Source organism: Novosphingobium sp. Fuku2-ISO-50 (assembly GCF_001519055.1).
In the GTDB taxonomy this organism is placed as follows: Bacteria; Pseudomonadota; Alphaproteobacteria; order Sphingomonadales; family Sphingomonadaceae; genus Novosphingobium.
Genome location: NZ_KQ954286.1, coordinates 482,354 through 505,791 on the forward strand (window position 1 = coordinate 482,354; position 23,438 = coordinate 505,791).

General features: G+C 63.9%; 20 protein-coding genes and 2 tRNA genes. 15 read left to right on the plus strand and 7 right to left on the minus strand.

Annotated elements, in window-relative coordinates; translation table 11 throughout:
* Positions 1–201: 201 nt before the first annotated feature.
* Positions 202–633 (plus strand): PEP-CTERM sorting domain-containing protein, encoded by a 432-nt coding sequence (locus AQZ50_RS19970; protein ID WP_082703416.1) that lies wholly within the window; start codon positions 202–204, stop codon positions 631–633.
* A gap of 82 nt (positions 634–715) precedes the next feature.
* Here the strand turns inward: AQZ50_RS19970 and AQZ50_RS05025 are convergent, their stop codons facing one another.
* Positions 716–2,230: a tetratricopeptide repeat protein gene (locus tag AQZ50_RS05025; protein ID WP_067743903.1), complete on the minus strand. Its 1,515-nt coding sequence runs from the start codon at positions 2,228–2,230 to the stop codon at positions 716–718.
* A 176-nt stretch (positions 2,231–2,406) separates the two neighbouring features.
* Here AQZ50_RS05025 and ychF point away from each other — a divergent pair, with 176 nt between their 5' ends.
* The 3 genes from ychF to AQZ50_RS05040 all read left to right on the plus strand — a co-directional run bounded on the left by ychF (position 2,407) and on the right by AQZ50_RS05040 (position 4,542).
* Positions 2,407–3,507 (plus strand): redox-regulated ATPase YchF, encoded by a 1,101-nt coding sequence (ychF, locus tag AQZ50_RS05030; RefSeq protein WP_067743386.1) that lies wholly within the window; start codon positions 2,407–2,409, stop codon positions 3,505–3,507.
* 54 nt (positions 3,508–3,561) lie between these two features.
* Positions 3,562–4,020 (plus strand): MaoC family dehydratase, encoded by a 459-nt coding sequence (locus AQZ50_RS05035; protein WP_067743389.1) that lies wholly within the window; start codon positions 3,562–3,564, stop codon positions 4,018–4,020.
* 165 nt (positions 4,021–4,185) lie between these two features.
* The gene (locus AQZ50_RS05040; RefSeq protein ID WP_067743392.1) at positions 4,186–4,542 is read left to right on the plus strand and encodes a GIY-YIG nuclease family protein; all 357 of its coding nucleotides are present in this window, start codon (positions 4,186–4,188) and stop codon (positions 4,540–4,542) included.
* Positions 4,543–4,703: 161 nt separating this feature from the next.
* Here the strand turns inward: AQZ50_RS05040 and AQZ50_RS05045 are convergent, their stop codons facing one another.
* From AQZ50_RS05045 to mutL, 3 genes are all read right to left on the minus strand, one after another.
* Positions 4,704–5,495: a toll/interleukin-1 receptor domain-containing protein gene (locus tag AQZ50_RS05045; protein ID WP_067743395.1), complete on the minus strand. Its 792-nt coding sequence runs from the start codon at positions 5,493–5,495 to the stop codon at positions 4,704–4,706.
* A gap of 195 nt (positions 5,496–5,690) precedes the next feature.
* The gene (locus AQZ50_RS05050; protein WP_067743398.1) at positions 5,691–6,146 is read right to left on the minus strand and encodes a hypothetical protein; all 456 of its coding nucleotides are present in this window, start codon (positions 6,144–6,146) and stop codon (positions 5,691–5,693) included.
* On the minus strand, positions 6,146–7,972 hold the full coding sequence (gene mutL, locus AQZ50_RS05055) for a DNA mismatch repair endonuclease MutL (RefSeq protein WP_067743400.1): 1,827 nt from the start codon (positions 7,970–7,972) through the stop codon (positions 6,146–6,148). The genes AQZ50_RS05050 and mutL overlap by 1 nt, the downstream gene beginning before the upstream one ends.
* A gap of 184 nt (positions 7,973–8,156) precedes the next feature.
* On the opposite strand from mutL, the gene AQZ50_RS05060 reads away from it, so the two are divergent.
* From AQZ50_RS05060 to AQZ50_RS05095, 8 genes are all read left to right on the plus strand, one after another.
* Entirely contained in the window at positions 8,157–9,203 is a 1,047-nt protein-coding gene (locus tag AQZ50_RS05060) for a rod shape-determining protein (protein ID WP_067743402.1), read from the plus strand.
* Between the two features lie 119 nt (positions 9,204–9,322).
* On the plus strand, positions 9,323–10,228 hold the full coding sequence (mreC, locus tag AQZ50_RS05065) for a rod shape-determining protein MreC (protein ID WP_067743404.1): 906 nt from the start codon (positions 9,323–9,325) through the stop codon (positions 10,226–10,228).
* A gap of 3 nt (positions 10,229–10,231) precedes the next feature.
* Positions 10,232–10,819 carry a rod shape-determining protein MreD gene (locus AQZ50_RS05070; RefSeq protein ID WP_231730114.1) on the plus strand — a complete coding sequence of 196 codons (588 nt, stop codon included), beginning with the start codon at positions 10,232–10,234 and terminating at the stop codon, positions 10,817–10,819.
* A 6-nt stretch (positions 10,820–10,825) separates the two neighbouring features.
* A complete protein-coding gene (mrdA, locus tag AQZ50_RS05075; protein WP_067743405.1) occupies positions 10,826–12,901 on the plus strand; it encodes a penicillin-binding protein 2 in 2,076 nt (691 codons plus the stop codon).
* Positions 12,901–14,016 carry a rod shape-determining protein RodA gene (gene rodA, locus AQZ50_RS05080; protein ID WP_067743408.1) on the plus strand — a complete coding sequence of 372 codons (1,116 nt, stop codon included), beginning with the start codon at positions 12,901–12,903 and terminating at the stop codon, positions 14,014–14,016. The genes mrdA and rodA overlap by 1 nt, the downstream gene beginning before the upstream one ends.
* Before the next feature lie 115 nt (positions 14,017–14,131).
* Positions 14,132–14,207, plus strand: a tRNA-Lys gene (locus AQZ50_RS05085).
* 42 nt (positions 14,208–14,249) lie between these two features.
* A tRNA-Lys gene (locus tag AQZ50_RS05090) sits at positions 14,250–14,325 on the plus strand.
* Between the two features lie 163 nt (positions 14,326–14,488).
* On the plus strand, positions 14,489–15,310 hold the full coding sequence (locus AQZ50_RS05095) for a class I SAM-dependent methyltransferase (RefSeq protein ID WP_067743412.1): 822 nt from the start codon (positions 14,489–14,491) through the stop codon (positions 15,308–15,310).
* Between the two features lie 105 nt (positions 15,311–15,415).
* Here the strand turns inward: AQZ50_RS05095 and AQZ50_RS05100 are convergent, their stop codons facing one another.
* Positions 15,416–18,358, minus strand: a complete 2,943-nt coding sequence (locus AQZ50_RS05100; protein ID WP_197412379.1) for a TonB-dependent receptor — start codon at positions 18,356–18,358, stop codon at positions 15,416–15,418.
* A 249-nt stretch (positions 18,359–18,607) separates the two neighbouring features.
* Between AQZ50_RS05100 and ribB the strand changes: the two genes are divergently transcribed.
* The 3 genes from ribB (at position 18,608) to AQZ50_RS05115 (ending at position 21,178) form a co-directional block, all read left to right on the plus strand.
* Positions 18,608–19,879, plus strand: coding sequence for a 3,4-dihydroxy-2-butanone-4-phosphate synthase (gene ribB / locus AQZ50_RS05105; protein WP_067743415.1), 1,272 nt, complete (start codon positions 18,608–18,610; stop codon positions 19,877–19,879).
* A 22-nt stretch (positions 19,880–19,901) separates the two neighbouring features.
* Positions 19,902–20,321: a 6,7-dimethyl-8-ribityllumazine synthase gene (gene ribH / locus AQZ50_RS05110; protein ID WP_067743417.1), complete on the plus strand. Its 420-nt coding sequence runs from the start codon at positions 19,902–19,904 to the stop codon at positions 20,319–20,321.
* Positions 20,322–20,383: 62 nt separating this feature from the next.
* Complete coding sequence (locus tag AQZ50_RS05115) at positions 20,384–21,178, plus strand: DMT family transporter (protein ID WP_231730115.1); 795 nt, start codon at positions 20,384–20,386, stop codon at positions 21,176–21,178.
* A 12-nt stretch (positions 21,179–21,190) separates the two neighbouring features.
* Here AQZ50_RS05115 and AQZ50_RS05120 read toward each other — a convergent pair whose 3' ends face one another.
* Both AQZ50_RS05120 and AQZ50_RS05125 read right to left on the minus strand, forming a co-directional pair.
* A complete protein-coding gene (locus AQZ50_RS05120) occupies positions 21,191–22,282 on the minus strand; it encodes an Rv3169 family protein (protein WP_156427227.1) in 1,092 nt (363 codons plus the stop codon).
* Entirely contained in the window at positions 22,276–23,361 is a 1,086-nt protein-coding gene (locus tag AQZ50_RS05125; RefSeq protein ID WP_067743421.1) for a phosphotransferase family protein, read from the minus strand. Before AQZ50_RS05125 ends, AQZ50_RS05120 begins: the two co-directional genes overlap by 7 nt.
* Positions 23,362–23,438 lie beyond the last annotated feature (77 nt).

Consider the following 23,438-nt stretch of genomic DNA (forward strand, 5'->3'; position numbering starts at 1 on the left):
GCACGTCTGAAACAACACCAAATCTTTACGCAGATTAATGCGCAAGAGTCGGAAACGCTTACACAACGCATCGAGCACAGCACCCGTTAACTAACAAATATGGCGGAAATTCGCAATTGGCACGAGTCATGCTCTCTATTGGGTTAACCAGTCATATACGCGGTCAGCGCCGCGCGCGGTTATGAAAACAGGGGAAGTATCATGAAGCGCATTGCCACTGTCACCACGGCCATCATCGGCGTTCTCGTCGCCACCCCGGCGCTCGCTTGGAGCACCCCGGGCCACGTCCATTATTGCAACTGCGGCGACTCGATCGGCGCAGCGATGTGCGGTACGTCGACCTCGTCGACTTCGGGCGGCACGACCACTTCCTCGACCTCGGGCGGCACGACCACTTCCTCGACCTCGGGCGGCACCACCACCTCCTCGACCTCGGGCGGCACCACCACCTCCTCGACCTCGGGCGGTACCACCACCTCCTCGACCTCGGGCGGCACGACCACCTCTTCGACCTCGGGCGGCACGACCACTTCGTCGACTTCGGGCGGCACCACGGTTCCCGAACCGGGCATGCTCGGCATGATGGGTCTGGGCTTCATCGGCATGGCCGCAGCGCGCCGCCGCCGCCGCTGATTGTCATGGCATAGCCCGGTCGGATGCTTCCGGCCGGGCATCTTTTCGCCCGTTTGCCGTCAGGCCATTGCCTTTCCGGGGATCAGCCCCCGGCGCGGGCGAAATCGGCGCGAAACACGCGATTGGTCGGATCGCGCTCCAGCGCCTGACGCATGAGCGTTTGCGCCGTATCCAGATCGCGCCCGGCATTGAGCCGGACCAGCCCCGCCATGTGCAGCATGTCGGGATTGCGCGGATCAAGCGCCAGCGCGCGATCGGCAAAGCCCAGCGCTGCGTCATGCTGCGCCAGGTTGGTCGCCACCGCCGCCAGGCGCTTCAACACTTCGGCATCGCTGTCATAGCCGGGAATCGCGCGATAGGCGGCCAGCGCGCCTGACCAGTCGCGCCGCGCCATGGCCGCCTGCGCTTGCTCGGCAGCGGCGTTGATCGCGGCCAGTTGCGGCGAATGCAGCCGTTCGGAATAGCGCGCCAGCACCGGATCGTGCGCCATGCTCGCCGCACGGATCGCCACATCGAGTTCGCGCGGCCCCGCCAGCACGCTGTCGGCCAGCGGGCGGATCGTCGAAAGCGCCCCGGCCCCGTCGTTTGCCGCCAGATCGGATTCGGCAAGCATCAATCGGGCAAACGGGTTTTGCGGCGAGAGCAGCAGCGCCTTTTGATAGATCGCCCGCGCCGCTTCGGCATGGCCGAGATGGAGCAGCGCCTCGCCATAGGCCAGCCCTTCGAAACTGCGCAAATCCAGCGAGCTTTCGCGCGGGCCGAGCATGTCGCGCACTTTGGCCCAATCGCCCTTTTCCGCCGCGACCCGCACGGTCAGCGCAAAGACCTGCGGCTGATCGGGGGCAATCGCCCGCGCCTGATCGGCATAGCGCGCGGTCACGTCGGGAGCCCCGCGCAGATCGGCCAGATCGGCCAGCGCAACCAGCGGTTCGGCGCGCGCCGGAAAACGCTTTGCCGCCTCGCCATAGGCCCGCTCGGCTGCATCGAGTTGCCCGCGATGCTGCGCAATCGTGCCGGTGATCAGCAAGGTATCGAGCCGTTCGGCGCCCGTCTTGCGCATGATCTGCAAGGCGCGCTCTGCCCCGTCGATGTCATCGCCGTCGATCAGAAACCGGGCATAGTCCACGGCCAGCCGGAAATCGTTGCCGGCCGCCATGCCATGCTGAAAATCGGCCAGCGCCGAGGTGCTGTCCCTCGCGGCGAGCGCCGCCTCGCCACGCAGCCGCCAGGCGACCGCGCTTTGATCGTCGCCCAAAATCCTGTCCATCTCGCGCGCCTGCCCGCGCAGCAAGGCTGCCTCGGCACTCAGCTCGGTCCATGGCACCCCGGTCATCCCGAGATCGGCCAGTTGCGTCAGCACGCTGCCCGCCCCGTCGCCATCGCCCAGCGCCAGATCGGCACGCGCCAGCAGGAGCAGCATCTCGCGATTGCCGTGATCGGATTCGAGACCGGCAAGCACCGCCGCGCGCGCACGGCCATAATCTTCGGCAGCAAACGCCGCTTTGGCCTCCGCAAACCGCGCCGCAGGGTCATGATGGCCGCAACCGGCCAGAATCAGGCCCGGAGCAAGGAGAAGAGAGGCAAATATCCGTTTCATTGCCGCGCCATCATGCCGCCAAGCCTTGAAGTTTCGATGAATCAGGCGCGCCAAACCGCAGGCTGCGCACCTGCCCCCTTGACCTTGGGCCAAAGGGATACCATCGCGCGGGCAAATGGAAACGGCCGCGCCCGATTGGGCTGACACCAGCGGCGCATCAGGAAAGTGACACGCACATGGGTTTTCGCTGCGGGATCGTGGGCCTGCCCAACGTCGGCAAGTCGACGCTGTTCAACGCCTTGACCGAAACGCAGGCGGCGCAGGCGGCGAATTATCCGTTCTGCACGATCGAGCCCAATGTCGGCAATGTCGGCGTGCCCGATCCGCGCCTCGACAAACTGGCGGCGATCGCGGGCAGCCAAAAGACCATCCCGACCCAGCTCGGCTTTGTCGACATCGCCGGGCTCGTGCGCGGGGCGTCAAAGGGCGAAGGCCTGGGCAACCAGTTCCTCGGCAACATTCGCGAAGTCGACGCCATCGTCCACGTGCTGCGCTGTTTTGAAAACGACGACATTCAGCATGTCGACAACAAGGTCGATCCGATTTCCGATGCCGAAACGGTCGAGACCGAGCTGATGCTGGCCGACCTCGAAAGCCTCGAAAAGCGAGTCCCCGCCGCGCAGAAAAAGGCGACCGGCGGCGACAAGGAATCGAAGATCATGGCCTCGGTGCTGGGCCAGGCGCTGGACCTCCTGCGCGAAGGCAAGCCCGCGCGGCTGACCGAGCCGAAGGATGAGGAGGAACTGCGCGTATTCCGTCAGGCGCAGCTGCTGACCGCCAAGCCCGTGCTCTATGTCTGCAATGTCGATGAAGACTGCGCCGCCAACGGCAATGCCCTGTCGGCGCGCGTGTTCGAAAAGGCCAAGGCCGAAGGCGCCGAAGCGGTAATCGTGTCTGCCGCGATCGAATCCGATCTCGTCGGCATGGACACCGACGAACGGCTGGCCTTTCTCGAAGAGATGGGCCTGCATGAAACCGGGCTCAACCGGGTGATCCGCGCCGGGTACGAACTGCTGCACCTGATCACGTTTTTCACCGTCGGGCCCAAGGAAGCGCGCGCCTGGACCGTGCACAAGGGCGCCCGCGCCCCGCAGGCGGCAGGCGAAATTCACACCGATTTCGAACGCGGCTTCATCCGCGCCGAAACCATCGCCTTTGACGACTATATCGCGCTGGGCGGCGAAAGCGGCGCGCGCGATGCGGGCAAGCTGCGCCAGGAAGGCAAGGACTATGTCGTCAAGGACGGCGACGTACTGCACTTCCGCTTCAACGTTTAAGCGATCGGCTAAGCCGCGTTGACACACCCGGCGCAAGCGGGCAAATCCACGACCATGCAATTCTACGAAGACATGGTCGTGGGCGAAGTCCAGCGGTTCGGCGCCTATCCCGTCACGCGCGAAGACGTCATCGCCTTTGCCACGGAATACGATCCGCAGCCGTTTCACCTCGACGATGCGGCGGCGGCGCAGACGCATTTCGGGCGGATTTCCGCCAGCGGCTGGCACACGTGCGCGATGACGATGGCGATGCTGGTCGAAAACCACAAGAATACCGGCCACCAAGGCCTCGGCTCCCCCGGCGTCGACGATCTGCGCTGGCTGCGCCCGGTCTACCCCGGCGACACGCTGAGCGTCGAAATCGAACTGCTCGAAAAACGCCGCAGCAAGACCAAACCCGACCGCGGCCTCTTCCGCGCCGCAACCCGCGTCTTCAACCAGGACGGTGTCATGGTCATGAGCATGACCAGCCGCGCCATGGTCCGCACCCGCGACCCGCAAGGCACCGACTGAGGCCGTAGCCCCACAACACAGATCGGCGCCAATTCCGGATACTGCCCCGCGCATATCCGTCATGCCGGACCTGATCCGGCATCCAGCGTGCAGCCACGCGCCGGCCGCGCCAAATCGGTGCCGGTTCGCCCCGGACGCTATCTCCCGAACGGGCTAAGAGAGGTCATGCACGAAGAAGGCCAGCCCTGCGTCTATATCATGGCCAGCGATCGCCTTGGCACACTCTATGTCGGGGTCACGAGCAACCTGATGCGCCGCATTGCTCAGCATCGCAGCGGGACACTCGACGGCTTCACCGCGCGCCATCAGGTCAAACGGCTGGTCTATTACGAACTGCACGACGACATGACGCGGGCCATCGGGCGCGAGAAGCAGTTGAAAAACTGGCGCCGCGATTGGAAGATCGCGCTGATCCAGACCCTCAATCCCGATTGGCACGACCTCGCCCCGGGCCTTGGCTTCGCTCCCCTGCCAGCCCCGGCGCCCAACGGCCCGCTGGATGCCGGATCAAGTCCGGCATGACGAAGGGAATAGAGGCGTGGGTTGCGTTCCCTTAGGCCGGTTCGCGCCACATCTCGGTCATTCTGGGCGACTTAGGATCCAACCTGACGCGGACCGGCAACTTTTCGCGAAAGTGAAACGCATCGATGTCTCCAGCACCTGGAGAATAGACCGCGAGCAATTTACCCAGACACGGGCGGGACGGGCACCCAATTGTTTTCCCCGCGTTCATGCAAGAGGCCTCTAAAGGCGATTGGTGCTTCGCCCTTCCGGGTAAGTCTCAAGCGAACGGGATGAGATGGAGTCAATGCGGCCCCCGAAGGCTGCAGGAACACTCCGTTCGTAACTACTCCGTTGCTAAGTGGGACATCAGCATTGTAGCCGCTAACATTCATGGGGACGCCTGGAGTTTCCCAGCCAATTTCAGCTTCAAGATTGTCGACAAGCGCTACGAATTTGACGTTGGGTTCCATCAGGTGAGACGCGCGCACTACTATGTCGATTGCGCCGTCCTGGACTAACGAAGCCGTGAAGGTCAGATTTGAAAAACCAAGGTACTGCGGCGTGAAGGATGCATCGCCCTGCGTAATGCTGACAATATGCGCAATCGCTACCTCCAAACCCATGGAATGCATGTCGATATACAAGGTCTGAAGCAGCACGGCGGGCATTGCGCTGCCGTCCACCCTCACGGGAATGATGCGCGTTTTGCCTTGAGAGGCCGCGTAGAGTGCATTTTGCCACTCTAGCTTGACCATACCGCTTGCGAGGCTCGCAGCTGACACGAAGAAAAAGACGAACTCTGGCGCGTCGAGCCCTTTGCTCATTTGCTCGATGATGCCGTCACCGGGGCGTATTGACCACGAATCGTAAAAGACCTGTTCTTTGCCGAAAATGCCAGCAAGCCGGACGGCGACAGCCTCAACCAAAGGCTTGTCATGGTGGTTGTGACTTAGAAAAATCTTGTGAGCCACTGTGTCCTCTCCCTTCTCGCTGGGATATAACAGGGTGCCCTGTCTGCGGACGTTTTGGGTACCGTGCGCCCATTTCCGATAGGAATTGGGAATGGCAAGTTTACTAAATCATCGGCCCTAAAGCCGCTAGACCGTAATCGGCCAATGTCCGCCCTTCCCAACGGCAGCCCTGCACCGATCCACCGAGGACCGCCGCTACATCGGCTTGCATTGGGCGTCGCCGGTGGCGTCGTAGATGGGTTGGCGCTTGGCGTCGGCAATGACGAGGTGGGCGGGGAAGACGGTGATGACGCCCATGGTCTTGGGCTTGCCGCCCGGTACGGGGGTCAGGGCTGCGCTGTAGAGTGGGCCCGCGTATCGGGTGTGGGCGCCTTGCGGCAGGGGGGTGGCGTCGGGGGCGAGCGGGATGTCCACGATGTGATCATCGACCTTGATCAGGCCGCGTTCGGCTTGCGCGAGGAAGACTGCGCCCATGCCGCCGTTTGACGGCACGAAGTTGCAGCCCGAGCCATAGAGCTTGTTTTGCGTGACGTCGAAATAGAGGATCGGTTGCAGTGCGAGTTGCGGCGCGGCGTCGGGCTTGCCGCCCGAACAGGCGGCCAGAGCTAACGGCAGCGCGAACAGCAGGGCGGCGATCGTGGCTTTGCGCATCAGGTTCTCCCGAACAGTTTTTCGATGTCGCCATGGGCCAGCTTGATCCAGGTCGGTCGGCCATGGTTGCACTGGCCCGAGCGGGGCGTTGCCTCCATTTCGCGCAAGAGCGCGTTCATTTCCGCCACCGACAGCGCGCGCCCGGCGCGCACCGAGCCATGGCAGGCCATGGTCGCCAGCACCAGATCGAGCCTTTCGCCGACCAGCAGGCTGGCGCCATGGCGCGTCAGGTCGTCGGCGACATCGCACACCAGCGCGGCGGGATCGCCCTTGCCCAGCGCCGCCGGAACCGCGCGCACCAGCACCGCCGCTGGGCCGAAGCGTTCGAGCACCAGCCCAAAGCGCGCGAGATCGTCCGCCGCTTCTTCCAGCCGGTCGCAATCGGGCTCGTCCAGTTCGACCACTTCAGGCAGCAGCAGCGCCTGCGCCGGGGCCCGACCTCCACCCGCCCCGGCGGCGCGCAGGCGTTCGAGCACCAGCCGTTCGTGCGCGGCGTGCTGATCGACCAGAACCAGCCCGTCGTCCGCCTCGGCGACGATATACGTCCGCGCGACTTGCCCGCGCGCAACGCCCAGCGGATGCTCGACCGGATCGGGCATCGGCGCAGCGGCAGGCTCGGCGCGCGCCTGCGGCGGGGCCATCACCGCCGCTTCATAGCCGCGCCAGGCCGCTCCCGCCTCGCCCAGCCTGGGCGCGGCAAGGCCAAGGCTCGGCGACGTGCGGGCAAACAGGGTGTTTTGGTGTTCGGTCACCGGCTCGACTTGCCAGGCCTGCATCGCGGCAGCATCGGGCGCCTGCACCGCGCGGCGGTCGCCTTCGGACAGCGCCTGGCGCAGCGCGGTGACGATCATCCCGCGCACCAGCGCCGAATCGCGAAATCGCACTTCGGTCTTGGCCGGATGCACGTTGACGTCGACTTCCTCGGCAGGCAGCGTCAGGAACAGCGCGAGCACGGCATGGCGATCGCGCGCCAGCATGTCGGCATAGGCCCCGCGCACCGCCCCGATCAGCAGGCGATCCTTGACCGGGCGTCCGTTGACAAACAGATACTGATGATCGGCGACGCCGCGATTATAGGTCGGCAGGCCCGCCACCCCGACGAGATGATACGCCCCGCGCGCCAGATCGACCGCGACCGAATTGGCGACGAGATCGCGCGATACCAGCTGCGCCACCCGCGTATCGAGCCGATCGCCCGGCTGCACCTGCAAGGCACGGCGGCCATCGTGTTCGAGCGTAAAGCCGATGTCGGGCCGGGCCATCGCCAGCCGCCGCACGACATCGAGCGCGGCGGCCCATTCCGAACGCGCCGAGCGCAGGAATTTGCGCCGCGCGGGAACCCGGCCAAACAAGTCCTCCACCCGGACGCGCGTGCCGGGGGGCAAGGCGGCGGGGCCGTCGGCAATCAGGTCGCCATGATCGACCACGCGCCGCCACGCTTCGCCGGTTTCGCGCGAGCGGCTTTCGACGGTCAGCCGCGCGACCGAGGCGATCGAGGGCAGCGCTTCGCCGCGAAACCCCAAAGTGACCACGCGTTCGAGCGCGCTGTCGCTGCCGATCAGGCTTTCGGGCAGTTTCGAGGTGGCATGCCGCTCCAGCGCGAGCGCGATCTCGTCCGCGCGCATGCCGCAGCCGTCATCGCTCACTTCGATCAGCGACAGCCCGCCTTCGGACAGGCGCACCGCGATTTGCGACGCCCCGGCATCGATCGCGTTTTCGACCAGTTCCTTCAGCGCGCTGGCCGGGCGCTCGACCACTTCGCCCGCCGCGATGCGATTGACGAGGTGTTCGGGTAGCCTGCGGATCTCGCGGATTTCGGATGCCATTTGCCCAGCCTAGCGCCGAACCCACCGCTTTTCGAGACGGACGGCATGGGTTATCCCGAATTGTGCAACACAAATGGGTGGGTTTTGCGCCGGCGTTGCGCTAATGGGCAGCCTTCGCTCGTGCACCCAAGTTTCGGTTCGGCATGTGATTGCGTGCCAACCCGCTGATTCGACGGATTTCCTGATGGCTTCGATGTTTTCTCGATTCTTCAAGTTCGGTTCCCAGAACATTGCGATCGACCTCGGCACAGCCAATACGCTGGTCTATGTCCAGGATCGCGGAATCGTGCTCAACGAACCCTCGGTCGTCGCCATCGAGACGATCAACGGGATCAAGCGCGTCAAGGCCGTCGGCGACGACGCCAAGATGATGATGGGCAAGACCCCCGACAACATCGAGGCGATCCGCCCGCTTCGCGACGGCGTGATCGCCGACATCGAAGTGGCCGAGGCGATGATCAAGCACTTCATCCAGAAAGTGCACGGCAAGAAAAGCGTGTTGCGCTACCCCGAAATCGTCATCTGCGTACCCTCGGGCTCGACGTCGGTCGAACGCCGCGCGATCCGCGACGCGGCCAGCAATGCGGGTGCCAGCCAGGTATTCCTGATCCTTGAGCCGATGGCCGCCGCGATCGGCGCCGACATGCCCGTGACCGAACCGGTCGGCTCGATGGTCGTCGACATCGGCGGCGGCACGACCGAAGTCGCCGTGCTGTCGCTGCGCGGCCTGGCCTATACCACGTCGGTGCGCGTCGGCGGCGACAAGATGGACGAAGCGATCGTTTCCTACGTCCGCCGCCATCATAACCTGCTGATCGGCGAAGCCACGGCGGAACGCATCAAGAAGGAATATGGCATCGCCACGATCCCGGCGGACGGCGTCGGCGAAATCATTCACATCAAGGGCCGCGACCTCGTCAACGGGGTGCCCAAGGAAATCACCATCAGCCAGGCCAATGTCGCCGAAGCGCTGTCCGAACCGATCGGCGCGATCGTCGAAGGCGTGCGCATCGCGCTGGAAAACACCGCGCCCGAACTGGCCGCCGACATCGTCGATCAGGGCATCGTGCTGACCGGCGGCGGCGCGCTGATCCAGGGGCTTGACGAACATCTGCGCGAAGAAACCGGCCTGCCGGTTTCGGTTGCCGAAGATCCGCTGAGCTGCGTCGCGCTGGGCACGGGCCGCGCGATGGAAGATCCGATCTATCGCGGCGTGCTGATGACCGCCTGAGGCGGTACGGGCCGATTCGACCCGGCCCGGCACCGTCGTTCAGCAAGACTTCATCGCAACCGGTGCCAGGACAACATCGGTCCTGGTATCGGGAGCGATCGGAAGGGGAATAGATTTTTATGGCGCGGTCGCGAGACTTGCGCCCGGGCTATTCGCGCAGGGCGCAATACGGCATTTTTACCGGCTATGTGATTGCCGTTGTGGGCATCATTGTCGGGCTGGTCGCGCTTGGCCTGTCGCTGTTCGATCCCGGGGCATTTGCCTTTTTGCGCGGTGCAGCGAGCGAGATCGGGGCGCCGGTGGGCGAAGCCTCGTCGGCGGCGCGCCGTTCGGGCGCGGGTATCGTGGCGGCGTTCAGCGCCTATTTCGACACCGGCCGCCAAAACCTGGAACTGACTCACGAAATCGCCGCCGCCCGCGCCGCCGCGATCAGCACGCGCGCCGTCGCCGATGAAAACCGCCGCCTCAAGGCATTGCTGGGCATTGTCGATCAGGCCGCGCCGCCGGTCAGCGCCGCGCGATTGATCGGATCGACCGCAGCGAGCGCGCGACGCTATGCCGTGATCGACGCCGGGGCCGCGCGCGGGGTGCGCGCCGGCCAACCGGTGCGCGGCGCGGCAGGGCTGGTCGGCCGGGTGGTCGAAGTGAGCCGCGATACCGCCCGCGTGCTGCTGATCAGCGATGCCGATAACGTCGTGCCGGTGCGCCGCGCCACCGATGGCCTGCCCGGCTTTGTCCAGGGCGCCGCCAATGGCAAGATCGCCATCCGCCTTTTGACCATGGGCAACAATCCGCTCCATGCGGGCGATATCTTCGTGACTTCCGGCTCGGGCGGGATCTATCCCCCCGGCGTTCCGGTCGCTGTCGTTGCCGAAGCGCGGCGTGACGGGGCCGAAGGGCGACTGGCAGCCGACCCGGCAGCGACCGACTATGTCCTCGTGCTGCCGATCTACAAGGGCGAGGCCGTCGCGGCGATGTCTGCCAGCGTCAAGGCCGCCGGGCCGCCGCCCAAGGATGACAACTGAGCCGTGGTTGCAATCCCGCGCCTTGCCGTGACACGCCCGGCCTCGACTCGCCTTGCCACGGGCCGCGACGCGACACCGCATCGCCCGATCAACCGCGCGCCGTTACCCTGGCTGGCGGTGGGGCTGCCGTGGGTCTCGATCATGGCAATGTCGCTGGTGACGTTTTCGCCGGTGATCGCCTCGGCCCCGGTAATTCCCCCGCTTGCCTTCATGACGCTGCTTGGCTGGCGCATGCTGCGCCCCAGCTTCCTGCCGGTCTGGGCGGGGCTGCCGCTGGGCGCGTGGGATGATCTTTACAGCGGGCAACCGTTTGGATCGGGCATCGTGCTGTGGTCGGCGGCGATGCTGGCGATGGACGTGATCGACGAACGCTTCTTGTGGCGCGGGTTCATGCAGGACTGGCTGGCGGCGGCGGTGCTGCTCAGCGCCTATCTGCTGCTTGGCGCAAGCGTCGCGGGATTTGCGGCGGGCTATCCCTTGCCGCTGACGATCGGGCCGCAATGGTTGACGACGGTCGCGCTGTTTCCCGTGGTCAACCGGCTTGTCGCGCTGCTCGACCGCGTGCGCCTCCTCCCCTTGCGGAGGCTTTAGACGCCGATGAAGAAGCAGAAGCTGCCGATGACGGCCGCGCGGCTGACCCAGACGTTCGAGCGGCGCACCTTTCTGCTCGGCGCGGTTCAAGGCGGGGTCGGGCTGCTGCTGGCGGCGCGGCTGGGATATCTCGCGGTCGCGCAAAATGCCAAGTATCGCGCCGCCTCGGAAAGCAACCGGGTCAATCTTTCGCTGATCCCGCCCCGGCGCGGCTGGGTGCTCGATCGCAACGGCACCGCGCTGGCGTCGAACCGCGCCGATTTCCGCGTCGACCTGATTCCCGACCGGCTCGACAATCCCGATGCCACGCTGTCGACATTGCAGAGCCTGCTCAGTCTGACGCCCGATCACCTTGCCGACATCAAGGACAAGATCGACAAGTCGCGCGGGTTTCAGCCGGTCGAAGTCGCCAGCAAGCTCGATTGGGACAAGTTTGCCGCGGTGAGCGTGCGGCTGCCCGAATTGCCGGGCGTGATCCCGCAGCGGGGTTTTTCGCGGTTTTACCCCTCGGGTGCCGCCGTCGGCCATCTGGTCGGCTATGTCGGCCCGGCGTCTGCCGACGATTATGTGCGCGAACACAATCCGCTCTTGATCACACCGGGCTTCAAGATCGGCAAGGACAGCCTTGAAAAGGTGTTTGAAATGCGCCTGCGCGGGGTGCCCGGCGCGCGCCGCGTCGAAGCGACGGCAAGCGGGCGCGTGGTGCGCGAACTGGGTACGCGCGAAGACGTTCCCGGCCAGCCGATCCAGTTGACCATTCACGCCGGGCTTCAGGAATATGCCGCGCGGCGCATCGGGCTCGAAAGCGGGTCGGTGGTGGTGATGGACTGCCTGACCGGCGACTTGCTGGCGATGGTGTCGATGCCTTGCTACGATCCCAATTCGTTTTCCGACGGGATCGGCCGCATCGAATGGAAGATGTTGTCCGAAGACGACCATGTCCCCTTGCGCAACAAAGTCCTGCGCGGGCTCTATCCGCCCGGATCGACAGTCAAGCCGATGGTCGCGCTGGCCTTCCTCGAAGCCGGGCTCGATCCCCATGCCACGGTCAATTGCGCGGGCGGCCTGCGCGTCGGCAACCGGGTATTCCATTGCTGGAATCATCACGGCCACGGCACGACCGACATGATGAAGGGGATCTATCAGTCGTGTGACGTCTATTTCTATCACTTTGCGCAACAGATCGGCATGGATGCGATCGCAAAGATGATGCGGCGGATGGGCCTGGGCTCGTCCTTCCCCCTGCCCTATCCCGGCCAGTCCTATGGCACGGTGCCCGATCCCGCGTGGAAATTGCGCAAGTATCACAAGGAGTGGGCGGTCTACGACACCGTCAACGCGACGATCGGCCAGGGCTATATGCTGGTCAATCCCTTGCAGCAGGCGACTTATGTCTCGCGCCTGGCCTCGGGGCTGAAGCACAGCCCGCGCCTGATTCTCGACCGTCACGCCCCGCCTTCGCCTTCGATGGGATTTCGCCAGGATCATCTCGACCTGATCCATGCCGCGATGAACGAAGTGGTCAACGGGCGCGGGACTGCGGGCAAGGCGCGAATCCCGATTCCGGGCGTCCAGATGGCGGGCAAGACCGGGACGGCGCAAGTCGTCGGGCTCAATCTCGGCAACGGCAAGGGCGGCGAGTGGAAACGCCGCGATCACGGCCACTTCATCTGTTTCGCCCCGTTCGACAAGCCGCGCTATGCCTGCGCGGTGGCGATCGAACACGGCGGCGGTTCGGGCTCGGCCTATCCGATCGCGCGCGATGTCATGACCTATCTGTTCGATCAGGACAAGGCGATGGCCGTGCTCACCGATTATGAAAGCCAGTGGGGCGGCACGACACAACAACGCATGGCGGCCAAATATGCCGCCTATGCCGCCAAATACGGTGCCACCGCCCCCGCCCCGCCCAGCGACGACGCGGCAAACGATCAGACCGACGCCAACAACCGCGACGACGAGCCCGCCACCCCCGTAACCGACGCGGCAAGCCCCGCGCCCGAGCCGGAGGCTTCGCCGACGCCCGCGCCTTCGTCCGCGCCGCCCACTCCGGCGCCGAGCAGCGGAGCCGCCCCGCAATGATGCCGCGCGCCTATGTCCCGCAAGCGCTGGCGCGTCAGCCCTGGCAAGTGATCATCCCGCTCAGCCTGCTGACGATATTCGGCGGCGCCGTGCTCTATTCGGCGGCCGGAGGACGGCTTCAGCCCTGGGCGGCGATGCATGTCATCCGCTTTTTCGGTTTTCTGGTCATGGCCATGCTGCTCGCACGCGTGCCGCAGGACTGGTTCAAGCGCATCGCGCTGCCCGGCTATGTGGTGCTGTGCGGACTGCTCGTGCTGGTCGAGCTGATCGGGCGGATTGGCGGGGGCAGCCAGCGCTGGCTCAATCTCGGGTTCATGACGCTGCAGCCTTCGGAACTGATGAAGCCGGGGATCGTGCTCGTGCTCGCCTGGTTCTATGCGATGCTGCCGATGAACGAGATCCGCGGCTGGCGCGCGATCGTGCCGCCGATCGTGATCCTGCTGATCCCGGCGGGGCTTGTCATGCTGCAACCCGATCTCGGCACCGCGCTGGCGATCAGCTTTGGCGCGCTGGTGATGATGTTCATTGCCGGTCTGCCGCTGTGGCTGTTTGTCAGCGGCGGGATCGGCGCCTCGATCGCCGCGCCGATCATGTTCTTTTTCGTGATGCACGATTATCAGCGCAAGCGGGTGCTGGTGTTCCTCGATCCGGAAAGCGATCCGCTTGGCTCGGGCTATCACATCACCCAGTCAAAGATCGCGATCGGGTCGGGCGGCATGTTCGGCAAGGGCTTTGGCAACGGCTCGCAAAGCCATCTCGATTACCTGCCCGAGGCGCACACCGACTTTGTCTTTGCGACGATGGCCGAAGAATGGGGCATGATCGGCGGGCTGTTCGTATTGGCAGTGTTTACGATCGTTCTGTACTGGGGGCTGAAAGTCGCCATGCGCGCGCCCGACCGGTTTTCCCGCCTGCTTGCCGCCGGGATGGTGACGACGATCTTTTTCTATGTCTGCATCAACATGATGATGGTCATGGGGCTTGCCCCGGTGGTCGGCATCCCGCTGCCGTTCCTCAGCCACGGCGGGTCTTCGATGATGACGAACATGATCTGCGTGGGCACGATCATGGCCGTGGACCGTTGGTCGCGGCGTGCGCCCGGCGGCCTCGGCTAGAAGATTGCTCTGCCTCGGTTGGAAAATTACGCCAGGGCGAACGATTCGGGGTTGGCACGACGGCAGAAATCGTTATGGGGGCGCTTCCCACGCCGGTTTGCGGCACTGTGGTGATGGACGCATAGCTCAGTTGGCAGAGCAGCTGACTCTTAATCAGCGGGTCCTTGGTTCGAGCCCAAGTGCGTCCACCAGCCACCCTGCCCTCCGCCATGAGGCAGGTCCGAAACGGGAATGGACGCATAGCTCAGTTGGCAGAGCAGCTGACTCTTAATCAGCGGGTCCTTGGTTCGAGCCCAAGTGCGTCCACCATTCCCATTACAGGCATTTCCGTTACAGGCATTGCCGCGCGGGTTGCCGCCGTGATCCGTCATGTCCGCCGCACGCGCCTTAGCGGGACCGCGTAGGGGCCGCACAAGGCTTTGCCAACCACAAGTCTTTAGCAGGTCGCCATGACTTGTTCGGACACGGTGGCATGAGCGAACTCCTGATTCATTCGATGGCCGAATTCGGCGACCTTATCCTTGGCGTGCTCGATCTGGCCGGCGCGCGCACGATCGTCGAGATCGGTGCGGAATTCGGCGGCATGACTCAGCCGCTGGCCGATTTCTGCGCAAAGCGCGGTGGCGATCTGATCGCGATCGATCCTTCCCCTGCGCCCGAATTCATCGACTGGGCCGCCACACAGCCCCACGTTCACCACATCGCACAGCCGAGCCTGGACGTCCTCGCGGGCCTGTCGGGAATCGACGCCTGGCTGATCGACGGCGATCACAATTATTATACCGTGCTCCATGAACTGAGCGCCGCCGACGCCCTGGCCCGGCGCGACGGCAAGCCGCTTTTGGCCATCCTGCACGACGTCGGCTGGCCCTGTTCGCGCCGCGACATGTATTATGCGCCCGAACGCATCCCGCACGAATATCGTCAACCGTGCAGCCACGATGCCGGGGTTACGCTCGACGACACGGGGTACAGAATCAGCCGGGGCTTTCGCGGCGGCGGCCACTTTGCCTGGGCACTGCAATCGGGGGGCCCTCGCAACGGCGTTCTGACCGCGATCGAGGATTTCTGCCGCCAGGCCGAAGCGGGCGAGCGACGCCTGCTTTATGCCCATGTCCCGGCCGTATTCGGGCTTGGCGTGCTGTTCGAGGCCACCGCGCCCTGGGCCGAGGCGGTTGCCGAAGCCGTGATGCCCTTTCACGACAACCCCTTGCTGGCAAAGCTGGAGACCAACCGGCTGCGCAATTATCTGACCGTGCTCGACTGGCAGGACGGCTATATCGCGCGGCGCTGAACATCCTTAAAATAATAGGGAATACATGAAAAAACGCCGGAGGCTTGGGGCCCCCGGCGTTTCCTCCTTGCCGGTCCCTGATCGGGACCGGTCCCCCCAACCCGGTTAGAACTTGAAGCCCGCCGCGATGCCGTAGCGGCGCGGATCGAGCGTGAAGATATTGGTGAAATTGCCCGACGACTGATCGGTCACATAAAGGCCGGTGATCGCGTTGTTGTTGGTCAGGTTTTCGACAAAGGCACGCAAGTACCACTTGTGGTCCGGCCCATCGAGCTGGACCTGCGCGTTGAGCTGAATGTAGGACGGCACCGCATTGACCGCGCCGTTGAACACACTGCCCGTCGATTCCCCGGTAAAGTGGAAGTCGACGCGCGGCGTCAGCACCATGCGGTCGAGCGGAATTTCATACTGCGCCCCGATCGTGACTTTGTAGCTCGGCGCACCGGGCAGTTGATTGCCCTTGATGTTGACCTTGACCCCGTCGGACAGGACGGTGACCCCGTTGGCCCCGCTGTCGGTCGCTGCAAGCCCCGCCAACACGGCGCAGACCGAGTAAGCGCCGGTCGAGGCAATCCCGCCGCCCTGCGGAAAGGCCGTGGTGCCCTGCAGCCCGGCACCCGCAGCGAGCCCCGGGATGGCGCCGGCATTGATCGCGCCATTGACCTGATCGACAAAGCCGTTGGAAGCGGCGGCATTGCCGGGCGTGTTGGGCACGACGGCGCAGTTTGCCCCGTTGGTGATGTCCTTGATGATCACCGCGTCGGAACGGCCCCCGCCAAAGTCGCGCGGGTCGGCCAGGTAATCATCGCTCGACACTTCGGTGTGCAGATAGCTGGCCGAAATGTTGACCGTAAACGGACGGATCGGACGCAGGACGGCTTCGACTTCGACGCCGTAGATATGGGCGCTGACATTGTCGTTGACCGACGTGCGCGCGACGATGCGCGACAGTTGCAAATCCTGATAGAGATAGAAAAACCCGGTCAGGTTCAATTGCAGCTGCCCATGGCCAAAGCTGTTTTTTGACCCGATTTCAAAGGCATTGACGAATTCGGGCTTGAACGTCGTCGGCACGGTAAAGATATTTGACAGCGGCGGATTGATCCCGCCCGATTTGTAGCCGCGCGAATACGAGGCATAGAGCAAGTTGTCGGGGGTGATCTGCCAATCGAGCACCGCACGTCCGGTCAGGGCGCGGCCATGGCTGGTATTGACCGCGTTGGGAACCGGCGTCGCCGAATTGGGATCGGCGTTGAAATACGCCGCATAAGGCGAAGAATAGGCATTGGCTGTCCCGTATGCGGTCGGCCAGTTGAACAACGTCGTGCGCGCCGACATGATCTTCTTGTCGTCGTTGTAGCGCAAGCCGAGCGTCAATTTCACTGTGTCGCTGGCCTTGTAATAGGCTTCGCCAAAAATTCCGAACGAGTTCAAGGTGTAGTAATTGGTGTTGTTGTCGTAGAACGGCGTTGCCAGATAGCCGGGGCTGCGCCCTGCCGCCATGTTGCCGAGCGACCCGACCACACCCGCAAAATAATCGAGCCCGAACGAGTCGACGTCATAATCGTTATAACTGATATGGTTGTGACTATAGATCCCGCCGAGCAGGAAGTTGAGCCTGCCGTCGAACTTCGAGGTCAGAACCGCTTCTGTCGACCATGCCGCGCTGACCTGATCCGAGCGGTCGAACGACAAGGGGACGTTCGAGCAGACGCTGTTGCCGCCATAGATGCCCGTGCCGCTGCCATTCGGCAAGGACGTGCAGATCGGGCCCGCCGGGCCCTGCGGCATCAGCGCACTGACTGCCGGGCCGAGATACGAAGCGAGCCCCGCACCGGCCGCGCCGCTGGCAAGATAGGCCAGAGTGTTGAGCGCAGGCTGGATCAACGTGCGATCCTGGATCGCGTTGTTGTAGTCCTGCATCGAGTCGACGTTGGTATATTCGTAATTGCCCTCGATCCGCAGATCCAGCTTGTCGCCGATTTCCTGCTTCAAGGTGCCCTGAAGTATCGTATCGACCGAATAATAGCGGGGGGTAAACCCGGTATAGACCTGATGCGGATCGGTCGGGTTCTGCGCATTGCCATAAAGGTTTGCGCCATAGACGCTGCCCAGCGCAAGCGCGGTCGGCAGCCCTTGGGTGGCGAAGAACTCCTTCGAAGTCAGCACGCTCGCCAGCGTCGAGTTCGCATTCGTCACGCCGGTGCCTTGCGACGCATTGAGACAGCCCAGAATCCCGGTCGGGTCGGTCTGGCATTCCTGCTTCTGAATGCGCATGCGCGAATCGTTTTCATGGAAATACTGCGCCACGATGTCGACAGTGGTGCGCGATGACGGCTCCCACCGCAACGAACCGCGCAGTCCGTACATGTCGCGACCGTCGATCTTCGAATTGTCATAGAGATTGGTGGTATAGCCGTCACGACGCAAGTAATAGCCCGAGGCACGCACGGCCAAAGTCTGGGTCAACGGCACATTGATCATGCCTTTGACTTTGACCGCGTTGTAATTGCCGTATTCGATGTCGCCGGACGCTTCGAATTTACCCAAAACCGGCGGCGCTGTGCGGAAATTGACCACGCCGGCGGTCGCATTGCGGCCAAACAGCGTACCCTGGGGCCCGCGCAGCACTTCGACTTGCCCAAGATCGAAAAATTCGCCTTCGAACAGGCGGGTCTGAAACAGCGGCGCGTCATTGAGATGAACCGCCGTCGCGCTGTCGCAGCTTTCACCGACACACAAGTCGCCGATGCCGCGAATGGTAAAGCTCGATGAGGTAAAGTTGGTCTTTGTAAATGTTACGCTGGGCAGAGACAATTGCAAGTCGCTGGTGGTCTTGATCTGCTGACGCTCAAGCGCCTGGGCAGAAAATGCGCTGACCGCGATGGGAACTTCCTGAAGACGCTGTGACTGGCGTTGTGCCGTAACGATGATTTCCTGAATCCCGTTTGTTTCAGGCGCCGCCCCCGGCTTGGCATTTTGCGCAAAAACGGGTTGTGACAAAGTGGCGGCGCACACGCCAGCCATCAGGCAAAGCTTGCCCCTCATATCCCCAGACCTCTCTCTCCAGCGGTGTCCGTCATTTTCTTGCGGACTACCTCTGCACAAGACATAACGAGCCCGAATGTTTGTCAACCGGTTATTTAAACCATTCGCTCGATTACCGGGAAGATTGCACAACTGTGGCAAGCATGATGCGGCAGCCTGTGCAGCATCGCATTTGCAGGCGCAACAAATTCACATCGCAGTGTGCGCACCCCTCTTGCAATTCACATCGCAATGACATAGCTCAACACCATGTCCACTGACCTCATCGATCGCTTCCGCCGACTCGTCACCGAAGGCGGCATGTCTCGCGCCGGGCTCGCCCGCGCCGCCGGCCTCCACGCCAACACGCTGCGCGACATCACGCAGCCCGGCTGGAATCCCACGGCGGAAACGCTGGCCAAGCTCGAACGCGTCCTCAGCGAAAGCGATGAGACCCCCGCGCTCGCCACGATCGAAGAGATCATCGACGAAGCGCGCAATGGCCGGATGTTCATCCTCGTCGACGACGAAGATCGCGAAAACGAAGGCGATCTGGTCATCCCGGCGCAAATGGCAACGCCCGATGCGATCAATTTCATGGCCACGCACGGCCGCGGCCTGATCTGCCTGACTCTGCCGCGCGTCCGTTGCGAACAGCTGGGCCTCGAACTGATGAGCCGCAACAACGGCACCCGTCACGAAACCGCCTTCACCGTCTCGATCGAAGCCCTCGAAGGGGTCACCACCGGAATTTCCGCCGCCGATCGCGCCCGCACCGTAGCGGTCGCGATCGACGCATCGAAAACACGCGATGACATCGTTACCCCCGGTCACGTCTTTCCGCTGATCGCGCGCGACGGCGGCACGCTGGTCCGCGCCGGCCATACCGAGGCGGCCGTCGACATTTCGCGCCTTGCCGGGCTCAATCCCTCGGGCGTGATCTGCGAAATCATGCGCGAAGACGGCACGATGGCGCGGATGGACGACCTGATCCCCTTTGCCCGTCGTCACGGGCTCAAGATCGGGACGATCCGCGATCTCATCGAATATCGCCGCCGCCATGACAATCTTGTCGAATGCGTCAGCCACGCGCCGTTTCAGTCGGACTATGGCGGCGACTGGACCATCCGCACTTATCGCAACAAGATCGACGCCTCGGTCCATCTCGTCCTGCAAAAGGGCGCGGTCGCAACGGGCGAGCCGACGCTGGTGCGTGTCCATGCCATTTCGATCCTGGCCGATGTGCTGGGCCAGCCCGGTCCGCGCAAACGCGTGCTGCAACGCGCGATGGCCGAAATCGGTACAGCCGGCGCCGGGATCATCGTCCTGCTCATGCCCGCGGAGCCGACGCAACTGATCAATGAAGTCAGCGGCAAGGGCATGATGGATATGGACTTGCGCAGCTATGGCATCGGCGCACAGATCCTCGCCGATCTGGGCGTTCACGACATGGTGCTGCTGACCAATTCCCACCGCAATGTCGTGGCGATCGAAGGCTATGGCCTCAATATCGTCGGCGAACGCCCGATTACGGTGGAATAAGTTTTCTCGGGGAGTCCTTGCCTTGGCCAAGTTTCTGATTGTCGAAGCCCGTTTTTATGACCACCTCAACGACCAGTTGATCCAGGGGGCAAAGGCCGCGCTCAAGGCGGCCGGGCACAAGGCCGAAGTGATCACCGTGCCGGGTGCGCTCGAAATCCCCGCCGCGATCGCGCTCGCCGATCAAAGCGGCGACTATGATGGCTATGTCGCGATCGGCGTGGTCATTCGCGGCGAGACCTATCACTTCGAAATCGTCGCGGGCGAAAGCGCGCGCGGGATCATGGCGCTGACCATCGACGGCCTGGCCATCGGCAACGGCATCCTGACCGTCGAAAACGAAGCGCAGGCGCTTGTCCGCGCAGACCCGGCGCAAAAAGACAAGGGCGGCGAAGCGGCCAAGGCGGCGCTTGCGCTGCTCGCGCTCAGGGAACGATTCAGCTGAGCGCCCTGCTCCCGAACATCAGCCCCGCGCACTGGGCCGGATTGATGATGATCGGGTCGGGCATGACCCATGCCACCGTCAATGCGATCTTCAAGGCCGGCGGCAGCGACAAGATGTCGGGGCGCGCGATGATCGATGGATCGAGCGCGCTGATCGTGATGCCGTTCGCCTTCATCGTGCCCCTGCCCCATGGCGCGTGGCTCTGGCTGGCGGGATCGCTCGCGGCGCATCTCGTCTATCTGTCGTGCCTGGTGCGGGCCTTTGCGCTCGCCGACATGAGCGCGGTCTATCCGGTGATGCGCGGCAGCGCCCCGGTGATCGCGGCGATCGCCTCGGTGCTCGTGCTGGGCGATGCGATGACCCTGGCGATTGCGCTGGGCATTGCCTTTGTCTCGATGGGTACGCTGCTGGTTGCCTTGCGCAATGCGCCGCCGCTTCGTGCGCTGGGCTGGGCGCTGGGCACCGGCGCGGCGATTGCCGCCTATACCGTCATCGATGCGCGCGGCGTGCGTGCAACGCCCGCTGCGATCAGCTATGTCGTCTGGAATTTCATCGCCACCGGCGTCGGCATCGGCGGGTATTTCGCGCTGCGCCGGGGCCGCGAATTCGTGATTGCGGCACGCACGCAATGGCGCGCGGGCGCCATCGCCGGTGCCTTGTCGATCGTCTCCTACGGCCTCGCGCTCGGCGCCTATCGCCTGGGTAACGTCGCCCGGCTGGCCGCTTTGCGAGAAACGTCGATCGTGTTCGGCCTGATCATCGCCGCCGTGTTTCTGCACGAACACGTCAACCGCACGCGCGCGCTGGGCGGCGGGCTGATCGCGCTCGGCGCAGCGGTGCTGATCATGCTCGCCTGATGCCCAATCAGGTCAGCCGGCGTCGAAATACTCTTTCAGCCCCAGGGGCTCATAGGGCCCGATGATCAGTTGCTCGAACCCGCCGATCCCGACCTCGCCCGCACTCGTCGTCACGCGCGACACGATCTGGACGTGAAAGTTCTCCATCGTCGGGGCCATCGGATCAAGCGCGGCAAGATCGAGATCCTCGCGCTCCACCACCAGCGGCCCGTGATAGAGCCCATGGCCCCACTTGGGCGAGACATAGCCCAGCCCGCGCATCTGAAACCGCACCAGCGGCTCGAAATCGAGCGTCAGCGGCCCGTCCGGCGCGGCGATGGTCAGCCGGCCGAGTGCCGGCCAGCGCGTGCCGGGCTGTAACGGCGCCTCCATCCGCGCCGAGGGGGTTTCAAAAAAATCGGCAGGCGCGCCGCCGTCGGGCGCGATCACCGCGCGCGTGTTCCACGGCGATCCGTCGCGGTTGGCATTGAGATGAAAAAACACGCTGCGGTTCGGCAAATTGATCGGCGTCCATTGCCAGAAAAAGCTCTGCACCACGCCGTGCCCGTGCGGCTGGGTATCGGCAGCGCCGACCGGGCGCACGCCCCATGAGCGGTCGCGCGTACCCGTCGTCGCGGGATCGAGCGTGATCCGCTTGCCGTCGATCTCGATCCAGCCCGAATAGGTGCCGTTCTGCGTCAGCCGCGTGTAATCCATATAGGCCCGCGGCCCCACGCGATAAGTAAAGCGCGGCTCTTCGATCGGAAACGAACGCCCGGTAAAGTGCAATTCGGCCGCGATGCCTTCCCCGGCGACCCGGACTGTCAATCGGCGCAGCGGCTCGACCACCTCGATCGCGATCGGCCCGACGCAAAGGTCGAGCCGCTCCATCTGCAGCTCGCGCGAGGCATGGAGGCAATATTCCACCCCGTCGCGAATCGCGGTAAAATGCGCATCGGCGACGTTGAGATGCGGATAGACGCCAAACGCGACGGCAAAGAAGTCCCCGCCGTCGGGCCCATAGCCGTTGAAGAAATAGCGATCATAGAAATTGCGGTCGGTGCCGGAATAGGCCACCGGCTCGGGAGTCTGATGCAGCGGAAAGTCGTCGCCCTTGGTCAGCATGATCCGGTCTCCAGACAGGTTTTCAGCGCGCCGATGCTGTCGTGATCGAGCGCGAGCTCGCACGAATTGCGCGCCATCGACAGAAAGTTGGCATCGCCGCGCTCGGTCCTGACGACAAAGGCGGCGCTGAATACGGCGGTGGCGACCCCGTGCAGCGCGCCAAGGCGATAGCGGTCCCAGATCATAGCGCGCGTCAACGGGACTCCGCGGCGGGACATCTGCGCACAATAGAGGTCGATCAGTTCATCCTCGTGCGGACGACGCACGGCGCTGCCGATGCCGCAGCCGAGGAAATAGCCGAGATCCTTGAGCGGGCAATCGGCGCCCGCAGTCTGCCAGTCGACCACCGCGATCGGCTCCCTTCCGCCGCACACGTCGAACAGCATGTTGTCGAGTCGGAAATCGCCATGACACACCGCGCGCAAGGCCGGGTTGCGGCCATAATAGCCGGCGATGTCGGCATTGAGCGCATCGCATATCGCCATCAGTTCGGGTGCGAGCATTCCGTCGTAGCGCTCGCGAAAAAGGGCATGCGCCTGCGGATAGAGCTCGCTCATGCGCTCAACGATCCCCGGCACCGGCTGCAACCAAGCCGCATCGGCCAGCCACGGCGCACCATACGTCGACGCATGGAGCGCTGCGGCCTGGATCACGCCGTGGCGCGCATCCTCAATCGAGCATCCGTCCAGCTGGTTGCCCCCGCGCGCCGGGCCAAGATCTTCGAACAGCAGGACGAATTCCGCGCCGTCAGCGCTCAGTTCGCTGGCATGAACATGCGGCGTGCGCACATCGATGGCGCCCGCCAGCGTGCGATAGAAATTCACTTCCCTGGCGTAGAGCCCGAACATCGCCGCCGTCGATCGGCTGGTCAGGTCGGCCGAAGCGAACTTGGCCGCGATCGTCTGCGGCCCGGCCCCCGGTCGGTCCCACGTCAGGGTAAAGCGCGCGGTATCACCCACTTGCCCCGTGCCGATCGGCACGAAATCGAGCGCGACAATTGCCCCCTCGCCGCCTGCGCACAGACGCGGCGCAAGCCATTCGGGCGTAACCGCCCCGGCATTCGTCGGGAATGCTGCCATGTCCTGTTATCCTCTCCGCCCGAGAGGCTGGCACAAGCATCCGACTTTGTGAAGTGGTCTTAATTGACCAATTAGAA